This window comes from Halobellus inordinatus, assembly GCF_024464655.1.
Classification (GTDB): Archaea; Halobacteriota; Halobacteria; order Halobacteriales; family Haloferacaceae; genus Haloquadratum; species Haloquadratum inordinatus.
Map to the genome: position 1 here is coordinate 687828 of NZ_JANHAV010000001.1, position 15525 is coordinate 703352.

Annotated in this window: 15 protein-coding genes; 8 read left to right on the forward strand and 7 right to left on the reverse strand. The window is 55.6% G+C overall.

Going from position 1 to position 15525, the window contains the following annotated elements:
* Positions 1-81: 81 nt before the first annotated feature.
* Positions 82-594 carry a zinc ribbon domain-containing protein gene (locus tag NO347_RS03525; RefSeq protein WP_256288282.1) on the reverse strand — a complete coding sequence of 171 codons (513 nt, stop codon included), beginning with the start codon at positions 592-594 and terminating at the stop codon, positions 82-84.
* Positions 595-1109: 515 nt separating this feature from the next.
* On the opposite strand from NO347_RS03525, the gene NO347_RS03530 reads away from it, so the two are divergent.
* The 3 genes from NO347_RS03530 to NO347_RS03540 all read left to right on the forward strand — a co-directional run bounded on the left by NO347_RS03530 (position 1110) and on the right by NO347_RS03540 (position 4846).
* Positions 1110-3110 (forward strand): hypothetical protein, encoded by a 2001-nt coding sequence (locus NO347_RS03530; protein ID WP_256288283.1) that lies wholly within the window; start codon positions 1110-1112, stop codon positions 3108-3110.
* Between the two features lie 146 nt (positions 3111-3256).
* The gene (locus tag NO347_RS03535) at positions 3257-3949 is read left to right on the forward strand and encodes a DUF429 domain-containing protein (RefSeq protein ID WP_256288284.1); all 693 of its coding nucleotides are present in this window, start codon (positions 3257-3259) and stop codon (positions 3947-3949) included.
* Between the two features lie 102 nt (positions 3950-4051).
* Positions 4052-4846 carry a uracil-DNA glycosylase family protein gene (locus NO347_RS03540; protein ID WP_256288285.1) on the forward strand — a complete coding sequence of 265 codons (795 nt, stop codon included), beginning with the start codon at positions 4052-4054 and terminating at the stop codon, positions 4844-4846.
* A 350-nt stretch (positions 4847-5196) separates the two neighbouring features.
* Here NO347_RS03540 and NO347_RS03545 read toward each other — a convergent pair whose 3' ends face one another.
* The gene (locus NO347_RS03545; RefSeq protein WP_256288286.1) at positions 5197-5940 is read right to left on the reverse strand and encodes a hypothetical protein; all 744 of its coding nucleotides are present in this window, start codon (positions 5938-5940) and stop codon (positions 5197-5199) included.
* A 586-nt stretch (positions 5941-6526) separates the two neighbouring features.
* Between NO347_RS03545 and NO347_RS03550 the strand changes: the two genes are divergently transcribed.
* The 5 genes from NO347_RS03550 (at position 6527) to NO347_RS03570 (ending at position 10290) form a co-directional block, all read left to right on the forward strand.
* Positions 6527-6919 (forward strand): hydrogenase maturation nickel metallochaperone HypA, encoded by a 393-nt coding sequence (locus NO347_RS03550; RefSeq protein WP_256288287.1) that lies wholly within the window; start codon positions 6527-6529, stop codon positions 6917-6919.
* A gap of 1 nt (position 6920) precedes the next feature.
* Positions 6921-7235, forward strand: coding sequence for a hypothetical protein (locus NO347_RS03555; protein WP_256288288.1), 315 nt, complete (start codon positions 6921-6923; stop codon positions 7233-7235).
* 138 nt (positions 7236-7373) lie between these two features.
* A complete protein-coding gene (locus NO347_RS03560) occupies positions 7374-8303 on the forward strand; it encodes a hypothetical protein (RefSeq protein ID WP_256288289.1) in 930 nt (309 codons plus the stop codon).
* 185 nt (positions 8304-8488) lie between these two features.
* Positions 8489-9106: a tyrosine-type recombinase/integrase gene (locus NO347_RS03565; protein ID WP_256288290.1), complete on the forward strand. Its 618-nt coding sequence runs from the start codon at positions 8489-8491 to the stop codon at positions 9104-9106.
* Between the two features lie 101 nt (positions 9107-9207).
* Positions 9208-10290 carry a hypothetical protein gene (locus tag NO347_RS03570; RefSeq protein WP_256288291.1) on the forward strand — a complete coding sequence of 361 codons (1083 nt, stop codon included), beginning with the start codon at positions 9208-9210 and terminating at the stop codon, positions 10288-10290.
* Between the two features lie 41 nt (positions 10291-10331).
* Here the strand turns inward: NO347_RS03570 and NO347_RS03575 are convergent, their stop codons facing one another.
* From NO347_RS03575 to NO347_RS03595, 5 genes are all read right to left on the reverse strand, one after another.
* On the reverse strand, positions 10332-11681 hold the full coding sequence (locus NO347_RS03575) for a PD-(D/E)XK nuclease family protein (RefSeq protein ID WP_256288292.1): 1350 nt from the start codon (positions 11679-11681) through the stop codon (positions 10332-10334).
* Between the two features lie 111 nt (positions 11682-11792).
* Entirely contained in the window at positions 11793-12848 is a 1056-nt protein-coding gene (locus NO347_RS03580; protein ID WP_256288293.1) for an HNH endonuclease, read from the reverse strand.
* A 180-nt stretch (positions 12849-13028) separates the two neighbouring features.
* Positions 13029-13691 carry a hypothetical protein gene (locus NO347_RS03585; RefSeq protein WP_256288294.1) on the reverse strand — a complete coding sequence of 221 codons (663 nt, stop codon included), beginning with the start codon at positions 13689-13691 and terminating at the stop codon, positions 13029-13031.
* Positions 13691-14662, reverse strand: a complete 972-nt coding sequence (locus NO347_RS03590; protein ID WP_256288295.1) for a hypothetical protein — start codon at positions 14660-14662, stop codon at positions 13691-13693. Before NO347_RS03590 ends, NO347_RS03585 begins: the two co-directional genes overlap by 1 nt.
* A 57-nt stretch (positions 14663-14719) precedes the next feature.
* On the reverse strand, positions 14720-15496 hold the full coding sequence (locus NO347_RS03595) for a DUF8168 family protein (RefSeq protein WP_256288423.1): 777 nt from the start codon (positions 15494-15496) through the stop codon (positions 14720-14722).
* Positions 15497-15525: the final 29 nt, after the last annotated feature.

Here is a 15525-nt window from a genome sequence, read left to right on the forward strand (position 1 = left end):
TTAGGCGCTAATCAATCAACCTACGTTGAGAGACAATACACAACGAAATTAATACCTCATCAGTCTCCATTAGCTGGAGGCTCACTCCTCCTGGTAGAATTCCACAGCCTTCTCCGAGAGTTCTTCTAACCGTTTCGAGAATTCTTCATCCCACTCTGTCCCGAATGCTCGGTCGTACAACTTCGGCACCCGTAGCAACCCCATCCACATCATTCGTTCCTGGATCTGCCACCGATTGAGCTGCTCTACATCCTCTCCTAGGACATCAGCGTCACTACTATTGTCGAGAACAAGAGCAAGTAGATTGATATCAGCAACCACCGCAACTTTCGCAAAGTCCGCCAGTCCAGCGCCTACATCCCGCGATAGATTCGAGTAACCGACTGTCTCTGGGTCCAGCTCTTGTTCCCCTTTCCGTACATCAACTAGATACTGGAGGGAACGCCCGCTAAGGAAGCCTTGATGACTTGCAGCTGTGCCCGCTGGAGGAATTTCATCTGCATCATCATCAAGTTCGGCGAGCGGATAACCGCATTGTCCGCAGTAGTGGTGCTCATCCTTGACTTGATCTCCACAATTCGGACAATAGGCCATACGGTAACAAACACCATCCCTCATCTTAGTGATTATCTGCTCCACGGCTGTCAGCGATAACTGCGAGCCTCTCAAGCAGATTCGAAACAGGGTGCTATTCGCATCCTGAAAAATTTCATATAGTTTTCTCCGACGTATGCGGTGTGTTATTGGAAATCGGGTTGTAGTGGCCTCTACTGGTATTTTGATGCGGGATGCCTGAATAGCATTCATAACAGGTTGATTGCCAACGAATAGGCGTTTGTGCGTATGAATGCGATAGTTGCTACCGAGAGGGCGAGAACCTGGCTTCTAGCACCTGGTCCAGAGGGGTTTTCTTGTGAGTTAGAATCAGCCGTTCAGTCGCACCATGGAACTAGTCTCGTGTTTGGACCAACGCGAGATTGAAGACTTCCTAAAATCCCTTGAACTCGTACATTCCGGAGCCCTGATTCTCCGGAATCAGAAATTAAGATCGGATCAATTGCCTGGTGATTCTTTATACCAGTCAAGGGCAATAACCCTATGCGGTTCGTATGCCAGATGGCCAGCCCGCTAAACACAGCGATCAATACACACCGATCATCGGGAACGGAAACGGAGAATACAGCACCCGGGCCACCTATCGAAATCTTCCAGAAAAAGATGGATATGGATCGGTCGCTGTCCGAGGAACCGGCCTCAAACTCAACCACCCCGTCGCGGACATCGAGACGCTACACAGAACCGCCCATCTCGCTGCACAGTTCCACGAACACAACCGAGATCAATGGGAGACACAGTCACCGTACCCGAACGACGGGTCGATACTGTACGATTTAACCATTCTCGACGTTGCCGACGCAGCACTTGACGAAGAGACTCTGGACCCGTCAGCACTTGACGTGCTCGAACCGCGGTTCAAAACTCTCTTTCTCAAAGCCGCGCGACACCCACGAAATAACCAGGCGTTCTACGAACATCTGAAAGCCTCACCACCCATTCTCTCCGCACTCGGATACAGCGATGCAATGGATCTGCCGAGCTACAGCACGTTCCAGCGAGTGGCCCAAAGCAGGCTGCCGAACGAACTTGACGAACTAGAACGAGGCAAAGAAGCCTTCGAGGCAGCCCGGACGCGCGCAGTCTACGCGGCATTTCGCAACGGAGTGCAACCACCAAACACCGTCCGCGAAGCGTATGGATTCGATGCTCGCGCCCCTCCATTCTCCGAGCGATCCGTACGCTGGGACGATGAGCAGTATGCGCTACGGAACTGGATTCAATTCCTGGCAAACGAAACTCTAGACCCACTCACGTTCGCTCGTGAGGAGCCGCAATTCGACATCTTGCACTTTCTCGGATTGCTCGCTACATCGGCATTAACCGGCAGTGGGCTTCAGACCGCCGCGAAAGTTTCTTTCTGGGATCATCACCCAGCCGACGTCCCCAAAGGAACCGGTCTGCCGAAATACATTAGCAATCGCGTTCCGTCTACACAGCGAACCATCCCCCGGACGAACACTTCAGACGAGACCCCCACAATAGAAGCGCAGTTCGATGCGGTTCACGAGAATACTCTTGCTCTCGCAGCGCGACTCGGCTTCTTCACCGATCCTGTCTCACTAGCTGTTGACCTGTACCGCATTGAGTGGACGGGTTCTGACGATGCGCCAACCATCGACCGACCACACAAATCAGAGAATGACGTCCGTACGCAGTGGACGTACGCCGTTATCGGCATTCTCGATACGGAGGCACGCTTCACTCTCGGGACCCGATGGCTGAAACACAAGAGCGAATACCCACACGTCATCAAGCAGATGCTTCCCGGCGAACCCCTCCACTTCGATGTTAAAGCGATCTACGCTGACAGTGAAATGGTCCCAGGTGAGCTGATTACCGCATTCCGAGCGATTGCCGGGTCAGATTGGATTATTAAATCACCGGACCACTCCGTGATAAAGAGTCTAAAAGCGCTCACGCCAAGCGGGTACACTGGGCACGTCCTCGGCGTTCCGTGGAATTGCTCCCCAAAGCCGAACGCGGTCGCATACCCCTACGGAAGTACGCAACCGTCACCACTCCAGTTCACTGTCCATGAACTACAAAAAGACGACCCGAAGCCGGCAACTACGCATCAAACCACACTAACAGACGAATCAGAAGCCAACGAAGCCGAAGATCCATTGGTCCCAACGCTCACAGAGAAATTCGATGACCCAGAAACTCTCGACGGGATCAGGAATCAATCAACGCATACCGCATACTTGACTGACCGCACTATTCCAGAACGATCTGCCGGCGGAATCCACTTCAACTACTACCAACGCTGGGCAATCGAAGAAGCAATTAACCAGATCTCCAACCACTTTATGCCGGTCATCGAAAGCAGCAATCCGAAACTCCGACTGTACGGGATAAACATCGCCATCCTCCTACAGAACTGGCACACGCTCATCAATCGCGCCGCCTCACCTGAACTCGGACTTCGTCTCTCAGTCACTCACCCAGAGCTGCTGAAAGCCGTCCAGCACGTCGCCTTCGGCCACAGATAATCACATTCCAAACCGCCACTTCTGCGATATTGAGTACGGTTCCACTCTCGCCTCAGTGATTCAATTCTCGTGTTCAGGACCATCGAGAGTAACTGAAATACTAAATGAGTCTCCTATATTTTTCCTCTATGGATACACATGTTGGTGTGGATTGGGCAAGCGGGTCATGGGTCGTTGTTGAGGCAACCTCAGAGACGACTACTGTCGGTACCGAACCATCGCTGCTGAACGTCTGGCACGAATATGGAAATCGGGCGAATGAGATCCTCGTGGACATTCCAGTTCATCTGCAAAGTGAGGGAAACCGTGAGTGTGACCGGGAAGCCAAGGACTTCCTCGGTTCTCGCGGCAGTACTGTCTTCTGGACACCGAACAGCGACGCGGTGACAGCTGAGGACTACGATAAGGCCGTAGAGAGGAATACTCGCGGATTAGGAAGCCACAGCTGGGGACTCATCCCACGTATCCAGGAAGTGAACGCTCTACTGAATGAATTCGAAACTGCACGTGAGACAGTCTACGAGAGCCATCCAGAAGTCTGCTTCAAAGCGTACCAAGGCGACGATCTCCCCTCGAAGAAAAGCGACGCTGGCTTCGAAGCCCGGAAAGAGTGTCTCATCGAGAATGGCGGCGACTCCTTCCAGCCGGTGATCAACCTTGTTGACGAGCGACTAGCAAACAGCCAATGGCACCACCGAATCCAGTCAGGCCGCGTCGACGACGTCCTCGACGCCGCCATCCTCGCCCTAACAGCACGCGAATCTACAGGCAACTACTCAACCCTCCCAGATGATGCCGATCCCACCTGCGACCCCTCCATTGTCTATCCGAGTACCTGACCCCTTCACAAAGAAGCGCGCCGTTTTCAAAGAAACTCGTTCCTCTACCTACCCACCTTCGCTTAAACAACTAAGTTAGGTGTCGCTCAAGAACACTACATCATGAATGCGGAGTTCGTTGAGCAAATCGAACACCCTGAATCCAGATATCTCCAAGAGGCTCAGCAAAGCGCCTATGGCAGTGTCCGTGAGCGCTTGCAAGAGCATCACATGACCGATGTTCCCGAACAGGTTCTCGAAAAACTCACCTACACTTACTACCACGACTGGGAGCAGAACGACCCATCATACGTCTTCTTACTTGCTGACCCTGGTGTCCCGGGAGAGCACGTCGTCTTCGAGGCAAACGCTTACGCAGATCTCGACACCGACGACTATCGAAAAAAGGTCCACGTTGACCAGCGATTCGGTGCTCGATGGTTGGCGAAGAAACGCTACACGGACTTCACTTCAGAATTCATCCAGCGATGCCAAGAGCACGGATTAATCAATATGGAAGAATCGTGGTGGCAGTATCTGCTCTCTGGGTCCTTCTTCGATGATTTCTATATGACGGACGTAGTGAAATACCGAGAAAATAGTCCCTCCAAAGCAGCCCTGGATGCCTCAGTCCGCCTCGGACTGATCCGCGAATTGGAATACATTGACCCCGACTTGATCTTCACCTTCGGAAGCCGAGCCTGGAACGCCATCCGGACACATCTCCAAGCAGAGCCAGTCAGCGATATTGACGATCCATCCTCAATCACCGAAGTCCACGGGAAGCCCCACCGAGCAACACGAGAACACGACGTCGCAATCCTTCCCTGCGGGCATATGAGCCCCCAGTTCCGCGGCGCACAAATCAGCCACGAGGAATACATGAACCGTATCGCATCCGGTATCAGGAAAAGTTAGACAGCTACCACTCATTCTTCGATTTCGCTTCTCGCCACTGTTCTTTCTGATTGGCAGACGCAGCACATTCAACAATTACAGGTTCTCCTTCCCCAGGCACTAACCGGAGTTCTCCACCCTGGATAACGACATCGACTACATCGGTTTCGACAGGATCAATACCTAATCGGAGAAGATCGGGACCAGTAAGGTGAATACCGCACCCAAGAGGAGTGCCATCACGATGTCGTGTAATCCGTGCCGACCGAACAACTTCCGCTTCAGTTCCATCGTCAGACATTCAACCCCTCATTCGAGGGATACTGACAACAATTAACCGATAGAGAGGATTGCTAGGCTGTTCAAACGTCCTATTCAGAGGCATGGCCAGGCCACGTGTGGCCAGGTCGTTGCGTGTCACGCTCGTTTCGGTGCTGGAATTCCGCCTGTCGGAGGTCTTGTCGCTCCAGATCTTTTTCGAAAAACTCAGCCGCACTGAGGTTCTCCTTGATGCTTCTCGATAGCCGCCGCATTGTTCGCTTATCCAGCTCAACGGATTCAGCGAGCTGTTTGAAATCCTTTGTCTCCGAAATTCGCTGAGCATCCGTCTTCTGCAGATGTGCGAAGCGATTGTAGTTGACGATGACCCGGATGACTGTTAACGCCACTTTCTCGATCCGTTTGTTCTGTCCAAAGTCGTCGAGATTCAACAAGAGCATCGCGCGTACTGCCTCATCTCGCTGGAACTGAGTGACATCAAGCCGGGAGCAGTATGCTTGTGTGATGCGTTTCTTGTCGAGCCGAGCAAGTCGCGCGCTCAGCGTCCCATCTGACGGATGCCGTCCTTCGTTGTGTTCAGCGAGACGGTCTGCCGGTGTTCGGAACCGAGAAAACTTAGAGTGGCTGTATCGCTCTGACGCATTCCCAATAGAGGTCTCTCCGACAGGTTCGTACCCGACAGCATAGGATTCCACATCGACCCCCCATGCCGGCGGCAGCTCTCCGTCCCCTTCGTCCTCGTGTATGGGCCCTGCGCGATAATCTAACCGGGCACCCGTAGTGATCTCCCGGATAGCATCGTCAATAGTAGCAGTTTCCCACACCGATTGACTCATCCATTAACCCTGTACCGGAAGCGGTCTTTAATGCAGTGCTGCTGAACAGTCCGGAGATCAACAGGATCCAGAATCAGAGGAGGGGTGCCTGCTTAATTTTGGTTTAAGTATGGTCCTGCGACAATACTGTTATTGAGGGGTTCCCGGCTGAGGTGGCTCGGAGAGCCAGCGAGGGTATACCGATTTTCCGGCCTCTATTCGAGGCCTTCCCCGATACCCTCTACCTGCCTTATGGCAGGTCATGAAGATTGGCTCGACTTCGTCAGCTAAGGGTTACCTTTGGCGCTCGCCCGCGAAGGATTACACGAAGGGGCTTCGGGCCCTTTGACCCTACGTGGAGCGACGTCAGGAGATGACTCCATGGATTGCCAAGGGTATTCAACGTTCTGAGCAGCAGCCTTGCTTCGGTTACCACCCCGCCGAAGTGAACTTGAGCTCAGAGCATCGTCACGGAGCGTAGCGTGTAGCTTGCCGGTCCGGTATTCCCCTCACCCGACGGCGAGATAGCGATTCTCAGAGACCGTTCGTACGACTGAGCACACTTCGGCAGGTTCAGATCCATCCTACGGACCAGAGGATTCTACCAATGAACACGAAAACCACCAGCGACCAGCATCAGCGTCCAGTTGTGTCGTCCCACGCAGCAGACGAGTACGGCAACCGGTTCGACAACGGAGACATCCCCCTCGCAACAGCGTGGGAACGCGGTGTACGAGTCGAAGCACCGGACAAAGATTACCACGAGGCTCGACTCCACCCGCTGATGGACCTCCTGATGACCTGCAAGAACGGCGTCATCACCACCGTGATGTACGCCAGTAAGACACGGGTTTACGCTCCAGGAAAAGTCCGGTGTCAGGGGTGTGGTCATCCCCACGAACCGCTTCGAACAAACGAGACCTGTCCGTGGTGTGGTTCGACCGCCGAGGCAGGCCGGAGCACCGGAGCGATCAGCATCACTCGAAAGGGAGGTGACTGAGATGGCGCAAAAGCAGGGACTCGCTGATCTCGCAGATCTCTCAGGGTCAGGAGACAATGTCCTGGTCAACGCTCAGGTCACTTGTGAGCAAGACCTGAACAGCCATCGGCCCTACCAGAAAGGGCTCCTCTGGGACAAGTCGATGAACTACGGAGACATCCGGGCCTTCGTTGTCTACGACCCTGACGTTCGACTGGAACCTGGAAAGGTCTACATCCTGAACGGCAAAGACCACTACTACGACCCCCGAGACGAAGTCCAGCTCATGCTCCACGATGGAGCCTATGTGAAGGAGCTCTACGACACCAACTCGTGAGCCCCCGACCCTATTTTTTATCCACCTCTGGTGTGCTCAGTCGTCGATTGGATTTGCGGGTTTCATTATTGCCCTACATTGAGAGTCCTATTACGGGGTCTCTGGATTTATGTGATGACTCTCCAATACAGATGATAGATGCCAGGATTCCACAAGCACAAGGGCGCAGACTCCTATTATTTCGTCCCGAAGCGACACGGTGACTTCCACACCTACCAACTGGAACCCGAAGCACGAGACATGGTTCTTGCGACCGGGAACGAAGATGGAGATATCGTCTCGTGGGATATTTTCTACACGTTGAACGATCTCGGCCTCCTCTACTTCAAGAACAGCGATGCCGACCCCCGGGACACGGCACCAGACCCATCGGCTGTCGATTTCGATATAGTGAGCGAACTTTCAGTTGAGAAGCGATGTGCGTTCGTAGAACGCGTACTAACCCATTACGAGCTCCACGAAGTGGATTCAAACGCATTCCATCGAGTCGTCGTTTCCCTCAGTGAAGCATCCTCCAACCAACTGGATTCCGTCCTTGACAAAATCCTCGATCACACCCCTGGTTCCGCCGAATGCATTACTCCGCTAATGTTCTTTGTTGAAGAAGATCTGCCCGACGAGTTCGATTCCGTTGCATTAGCGGTCGTTCTTCACTACGCGTACGTTGTTGTACGCCAAGACGACAATGCATCAACTATCGTCGATCTCTACGACGGTGAATCTTTCTGCGAGACTGAAGACTACATCTATTATCTCGTTAGTGCTGATCTCTGGGATACTGAAGACGACGTTCACCGCCTCGATATCACGCTCCCAGAGACCTACCAAGAAGGGTTCAAAATTGGTGAGGTAGATGAAGATGCTTTCCTGTCCCTCTGCGAGAGTGTACTTTCAGCCTCACTGCGTGTGGTTCTGGGAGAAAAAGAGTCTCGTATCGGTCGAACTGTGATTGAAGGATTATCCGAGGTTGACGATACGTCCCTATTCGTTGCGCCCAAGGAGAGCGTTAGTGGCACTGATGAGGATATTCTTTCGGAGATAGTAGCTTCATTCGACGAATCGATGTGAGTAGTGCTTCAGGATTATCCCTTGTCCGTGGACTCTGATTTACCCAAGAATATCTAGAACATCGCTTCTAGGAACTGCATCAGTCTCCAGATCCCAGGCTGATTAATGAACTTTGGAGTCTACTTGTGGACTCCAAAGTTCAAGTGGTTGTGGGACAGTGCTGTTTATAAAGAGGGTTTGTCAGAATGAGTGAGTACGCAAATTCCCAAGTTCGGGCGAAAGTGTGGGTGACGCCCGACCAAGTCGAATCGCTGCGGTCGGCATGTTATGCGGTTGGTGCAGACTATCTGCAACAGCGAAATGAAGCGATTGTCACGACGATGTACGATACTGGGCTTCGAGTAGGTGAACTCGTCCAGATTGATGTCGAACTACTCCGGAACAACAACTCGGAACTCTACCTCCCCACGGAACTGCAGAAGGACTACCCGAACCAAAACTCGCCACCGCCGGTGACCCTCGAACTCGCCGCCGATACGACACGGCTGCTCTCAGCGTATCTCACCAACCGATGGAAAGACACGCCAGCCCTCTTCCCATCAAGATCTTCGGAGCGCATCAGCGAACAAGGCGTGAGGAACATGCTTCACAAGATCGCTGAGGAGGCTGGGATTCGACCCTACAAACTTGATGGAAGTAGAGGAGATCCAAGCGACGTCACACCTCACGCGCTACGGCACGGCGTTGCTTATCGAATGATGAACGAAGAAGACGGAAACACGTTGTACGATGTCCGCAATCGACTCCGTCATCGCAGTATTCAGACGACTGAACGTGTCTACGACCATCTACTCAAAGTCTAAGCCTTGTCGTTTCGGCCGACAAAGGCAACTGAAATTCGTGGCAAGACTATTCCTATCGTTTCAGCCGAAGAATAATCACAGTAAGAGTCCACGGTCGAGATATGACTGACTACCCCTCTGAGTCATCACTGCTCGTGAATGCGACTCAACAGCAGTTAGCCAAGGGTGACTTCGACGCTGGGGTCGCTATCGTTCCCACACAGCACGAAGAAGCCACGGGTGGCTACGATGTCGAATTCAGTACAGCGTCCCGCCTCGAACTCCAGTACAAGGCTGTCTACAGCGAAATCGATGATCGCACCTTCGATCCCGGACACCCGCAAAGAGCAGTAAAATTCCCGTTCAACGGCCAACAGGCCAAGACACTACTCGGCCGTACTCCACTTCCTGGACTCGCATTCTATGCACTCCCAGTCGTCACTGACCTTTCCGGGCTCGGGGACGTCTTAGGCTCGACCGTGTTCGTCGACGTCGAAGCCCTCGCCACACTCCCAAAGCGTCAACAGAACTTACACGAGTACACTGCGTTCTGGGTGCCGACAAACGGGCCCTCCCCTACGTTCTCAGCGGTCTACCTCAAAGACAAGACCCAGCCGCGCTACTCGCAACCTGGAGCGTACCACCGTATCGAGCCCCGGTTCCTCTATACGTGGCCGGAGATCAAAGCTCTCACACGCGCAACTATCGCTGGAGTCTCGCTCCGAACGCATAGTCGTCCAGACCCTGCGCAGGGGTATCAGCAACTGCTTGGCTATGAGAGTCAATTACTGGAATTCCGTTTTCCTGACGAGTTGATCGATAGGCGACCTTCGTTTGAGGCTGATGACTGGGATACCTTCGAAGCGGTCGTTAGCGAGGTCGAAGAGCGAAGTCGGGAAGTGCGTCACACGATTACCCAAGAACGTCCGACATGGGACTCCCTCACCTCGACTCAATACGAGGTGCTGCAATCTCACGAGTACCTGCTTGACCCTGACCAAGTGGACGCGAATCGACGCGCTTCCATCCGCGCGGCACTACTGACGTACCCTGACCACGAGGACGTAGAAGACCACGAAGAGCCGTCACCCGTGATCGACTACACTGGTCTGGATCCACGACAGGGTTCACGCTACCGGCAGTACCGGTACTTAGCATGGGGCGACGAAGCTGACTCTCTCCCCGTTCAAATTGGATTCCCATAGGACCCACTGTCACAACAACGACTGATCGAATCACTCACGGCTCACACCGTCACGTCTTCCGCCACTGTCGTTTCATACAGGCGGTCAATAATTCCGACCAGCTCAGAGTTTTCGAGGGCTATCTCCCGGACAGCTTCTGCTAAAGCTTCGACGTACGCGTCGAAGAAGTCCGCGTGGGCATCGACGTTGATGTCGTACTCAGCACGGAGGAGATTCGACTTGTTCCCCGTAATCGTGAAATTTGTCTCTTCAATCGCCTCCGCGATCTCCGTATTAGCGTCACTGAATCGCGCTGCGAAGTTATTGTAGAAGCTATCGTGGCCTGACGGTGCATTTCGAAGAGAGACGATCAAGGTGTGATCGCGGACTGCCTCCGTCCGATGCCGGTCAAGCCGGTGAACCAGCCCAACCCTCGCATTCGGTTTGGTCGCATCTGAAACTGGGCGATTCTCATCTAGCTTCGTCCACCACTCCCGAGGGAACAGCCACGACCAATCTGACTTCCCCTGACGGAACGTCCACTGCCGACGGTCACCCGACTCCATCTGCACCCGAACCGCAGCGTACTCCTCCGGCGCATCTGCATCCTCAATAAGTTCAGCCCCCGCTAGTGTCTGCGATAGCCGCCTTCCCCACGTCGCTTCGAACTCCGACCATTCCTCCTCAAACGCCGCCTCCAACTCTGAGATCACACCGTAGTTCTCGACGTACAATTCCACCTTCTCTTGCTGATTCTCTTGATAATCCGTCATAGTGAGTTCACTCCGAATCGTGTCGACAAAGTCTCTCAACTGCGCCGTGGTTCGCGCCGGGTACTCATCGTAGCTCTCAATCAAGAACGACTGTAGCTCTGCCGCCAGCCACTCCCACGAGATATGCACAAATTCTTCAGCGGCTGGGGATGACGCGGATTCCGGGGCCAAGAACACGTAGTGCTGGCCGTCGGATGGGACCTCGGACTTGTCAAGCCCGATTCCGTCGAACGAATCGACGCCGACGTACCGTTCTGTCTGGTCCTGCCCTTCTGACGCGTGGACTTTCAATTCCAAGCAGATGAACCACTCATCGGATGCCCACAGAACGACATCGGGAATCCCGTCCGACGTGGATACCTCTTGAGCTATCTGGATGTCGTCGATGTCGAATCGAGAAAATGCGTACTTCAGATCGTCCCGATCAGACAACGCCGCCAAAACGTGTTCTAACACGGCGTGTTCGAGACCATGCGGCGCGCCTGGCATCAGGAAATGAACAAGAAACTGCTGCCAGTCACGCTCCTGCGTGCTTCGGCCAAGCACCTGCAGCGTAGTTGGCGGGGGTTCCTCCGCCTCCGGAAGCGCAGCAAGTTGCTGCCGTATCATCGCTAATTCTGCCTCGATACTTCGAGTCATACGCTACAGTCACCCACCGTGAAAATCAAAGTGACGCCACCATCACCTCTATCGCGCATCTAGGACAATCCACTGCGACCGATACCGAATCATTACCCGCCAATTCGTCAGTTAGAGCGCTGAATTAGCCTCTTGCAACGAATCGATTGCTTGCTGCAGATGCCTCCGCAACTCATCACTGAGGCCATCGTCGTCTGCTGATCGCCCGTTCCGCAGGTCACCATCATGCACGCCCGACTCATCTGTGTTCGACTCAGGCGTTCCCCAAGTTTCAATCCGCCCGAGAGATCCATCCTCTTGATCGGCGACATCGTCGAGCCGTTGCTGCTGGTCTGACTCGTTCTTCGTGGCCTGCGTATCCCGCTTTGGTCGAGAATCGTCAGTCGGTCGCCCGCCCCGACTGAACGCGTCGAGCGGAAAGTCATACGCGTACGCTCGCTTCACCTTGTTGAACGTCGAGCGGCGCGAGATTCCGAGAACTTCCATCACAGCACGCCGATCACACCCGCGGTCGAGTGCGCGTCGGACCTGCTCGTCCTCCATCCGCTGCAACAGTAGTTGCTGATCGTCGGGGATGTGTCCACGAGCGGAATTCTCGATTTGGTCGACGAGCCCCCACTCACCGGTCTCGACATCCTTATCGACGATCTGTCGGTCACGCGACTCAACACGGTTATCCAGACCCATGAGCACCCAGAGTCGCTCCCGGACCGCCGACACCGACAAGTCCGCCGTCATCCCAGATGCGATGTCACCGGTCCGCGTCGGTCCATGTGTCGCTAAGTACTGTAACACCTCAACGTCCTGCGGGAGGAGGACGCTCCGATCCGCTTCCGTAATCGTCACCGGCGAGTCACCCGGCGTCGCCTGCTGATGCAGCCAACTGTGGCACGGCCGACACAGCAACGTCAAGTTCTCCATATCGTGCTCGCCCATCTCGTCAGGGTTGCGTTCGATGTGGTGGACATGCAGCGTCGCCAGTCCGCCCTCTTCCGGACCCCGCCGGCCACACGACTGACATCGATGCTTGTACTCCGCCAAGACATCCTGACGCGTGTCCGGATCAACTGTCTCATGACACTCACAGTGCCCCGGCCGATCAGCCCCACTACTGTCCGTTCGTTCACTGCTCGATTCACCATGTCGTCGTGGCTCAGTCTCTGCCATGCGTCGTACTCACGTTGATTAATTACTCGTCGTCGATCCAGGTGTGGAGTGGTGTATCGCTTCAATCCGCAGTTTTTCAGGTAACTTTGCTACCGGAACCAAGGTCAACCCAGTTCCCGCGAAGATCTGAGCCTCCTCAGCAGCCCTCCCGATCTTGGGACGAGATAAGTCGGAGTCACGTCACACCTCTCTGGTCGGGGTAAGCGACTTCACTTGGAACTCCGACTTGCTACAGTACCGTTCAGCGACGCGACCAAGCTCTCGCGTTCGAAGCACGTCCGCAACATTGTGCTGTACTAACTCCGCGAACCAGCCGTTCCCGAACGCGGCAACGGCAGCATCACTCCCATCGAACGGATCTAAGTAACGGTACTCACCATCGCACAACAGGTTGTATGCGCTGCCCAGATCTTGCCTGTCGTCGCCGTCCACGGTCGTATTGAATCTATTACTGACCAGCGGCATCACGTCCGCGTACGGGATGTCCACGAACGGCCACGGCAGGTCAAGTTTCGCGTACCGTGTGCGGAGGAACGGGACGTCGAACCCGCCGTTCCATCGTTCTCCGTTGTACGCGACTAGTAACACGTCCGAGCCGCTGAGTCGCTCCTCAATGAACCCCGTCACGGCCGCGAGCAACTCCTGCTCGGACGTGTGTGTCGAGACGTCCACGTGCACCGGAACCTGCTCCTGCACCGACGCTTGGACGTTTCGCGCCGGGCGATTCTGAGTCTGCAGGAACACCTGTACGCCCATCGGCACCGCGAACCCGGCCACCGTCACTTCGTCCTCAACGCCGAACCCAGTCGTCTCGATATCGAACGCCACCTGCTCCAACACCACTACGCCTCACCCCCTGCTCGCGCAGCGCGTCGCTCCGGCACACGCTCCTCGCCCGGCGGGCGGACACGGAACTCACCGAACCCGAACCGGGAATGCGTCCCGACCCGCAGCACGCCATTCCGCGCCGTCTCCACGGGCTCATCACCAGCATACGCGACGACCTGCCCGTGGTCCACCGCCCTCACCGCGTACGACTCCGACCCATCAACGAGCCGCGTCTCCCGGCGACGCAACCCGCCCGTCGAACCAGGAGGATTCCCGTCCATGTCGACACGCCACCACCACGGGATGTCTTGAGCTTCGCCACTCGGATGCTCAGTATCAAGGACGTACGGCGTCACGAGTTCGAGCTGACACGCCTCACCGTCCTCCTGCACTGCCTCCAGCCGGGAGAAATCCAACGCATCCAAGTCCACGAGTTGCGTGTCGACGAGCGACAACTCGCCAAACCCGTAGTTCCGCGCACCGCCGACCTGCAGTTCGTCAAGCACATCCTCATCAACCGGGACCACACCATCGTCACCTGGCCCAGTGTGCAGGTAGCACTGGACGTACCACGACACCGACCGCTTCGACTTATGCGTGTGCGACGGCCGTCCGAACCAACACGTCGACGCGAACGCCACTCGATCACCATGCATCTGAATGTCGAACACGTTATGCACATCTCGCGGCCGTGAATCCAGCAACCACCGCTGCGCCGCATCCCGATACACGAACAAGTCCGCATACCTCTCGACCTCAGGCAGCGACTGCCCGAGCTTCCCCGCATACCCGTCCTGCGACGCTTCGTCCGGGTACTCACCGTACTCACCGGGCACGAACACACCGTGACTCACCTGGAGCGCCCGGCGCGTCTCCGCATCAACACGACGCGCCAACGCGTTGAACAACGCGTTCCCAGTGACGAAATACGGGTACCCCAAGTACTGCTCGTCGAGTTCGAACAGCACCTGCTGGATTCGCGTCACGCCACCACCCCCTCATTTCCACTGCGGGCAGGACACGCATCTCGGCCCGCACAATAGTCACGCGCCACGCGACTCACCTCCAGTCGCGCCGCCAGTCCCATCACTGGCCGCTGGTCCGAGCGCGGCCACGTACTCCTCAATGTACTGCAGCGCCACCGACCACGACCGCACGCGTCGCAACTGCGCATCCAACACCCGCCACCGCCGCTCCCGATTCACATCGAACGGGAGTTCCGGAAGGCGCGCCCACACATCCCCGAACGACCGCGCCGGCACAGCACCAATCCGCGCAGCCGGCCGCCCATCCGGATCACTCGTCACGTGCAGATCGAATCCCGACACCGACAGCACCGTCCGATGCGGAATAACGTCGGCGTCGTCGCCGCGACTCACCGCGAGGAACAGGTCATCAAACGCTGCCCCAGCCCGGTAATTGTCCAGCAACGCAGCCGTCAGCAGCGTGTGGTACTTCAGCGAAGTGTACGGGTAATACGGCGACTCCGAGAACAACGCCGGCACCGCCGCATCAAGCCACGCCGCGTGCAGCTCCTCCGGATCCTTGATGCTGATCACGTCGTACAGCGCCAAGCCGATGTCCTCCACCGGCTCAATCGGCTCCCCGCTGTTCCCAGTCAGCAGCGACACGCGCAGCCACGACTTGTGATTATCCACCGTCTGCTCCGGCGACCCTCGCGGCCGACTCAACACCGCCGCATCCCCATCCGCACCCAACGGCACATCCTGATTCACCGGCAGTCCACGAAACGTCTCCGCAGCGTCCTCGTGCGACCGCATCCGCGCCTTATGCACATCATGCCGATACACCGCAACCATCGGGTCCACGCAACCCTCGCCGCCCAGCG

Coding starts and splice junctions, on each gene's coding strand:
- NO347_RS03595 (WP_256288423.1), bottom strand. CDS start 15,496: ATGGTTGCGGTGTATCGGCATGATGTGCATAAGGCGCGGATGCGGTCG.
- NO347_RS03550 (WP_256288287.1), top strand. CDS start 6,527: ATGAACACGAAAACCACCAGCGACCAGCATCAGCGTCCAGTTGTGTCG.
- NO347_RS03565 (WP_256288290.1), top strand. CDS start 8,489: ATGAGTGAGTACGCAAATTCCCAAGTTCGGGCGAAAGTGTGGGTGACG.
- NO347_RS03560 (WP_256288289.1), top strand. CDS start 7,374: ATGCCAGGATTCCACAAGCACAAGGGCGCAGACTCCTATTATTTCGTC.
- NO347_RS03555 (WP_256288288.1), top strand. CDS start 6,921: ATGGCGCAAAAGCAGGGACTCGCTGATCTCGCAGATCTCTCAGGGTCA.
- NO347_RS03525 (WP_256288282.1), bottom strand. CDS start 594: ATGGCCTATTGTCCGAATTGTGGAGATCAAGTCAAGGATGAGCACCAC.
- NO347_RS03530 (WP_256288283.1), top strand. CDS start 1,110: ATGCCAGATGGCCAGCCCGCTAAACACAGCGATCAATACACACCGATC.
- NO347_RS03570 (WP_256288291.1), top strand. CDS start 9,208: ATGACTGACTACCCCTCTGAGTCATCACTGCTCGTGAATGCGACTCAA.
- NO347_RS03580 (WP_256288293.1), bottom strand. CDS start 12,848: ATGGCAGAGACTGAGCCACGACGACATGGTGAATCGAGCAGTGAACGA.
- NO347_RS03545 (WP_256288286.1), bottom strand. CDS start 5,940: ATGAGTCAATCGGTGTGGGAAACTGCTACTATTGACGATGCTATCCGG.
- NO347_RS03575 (WP_256288292.1), bottom strand. CDS start 11,681: ATGACTCGAAGTATCGAGGCAGAATTAGCGATGATACGGCAGCAACTT.
- NO347_RS03540 (WP_256288285.1), top strand. CDS start 4,052: ATGAATGCGGAGTTCGTTGAGCAAATCGAACACCCTGAATCCAGATAT.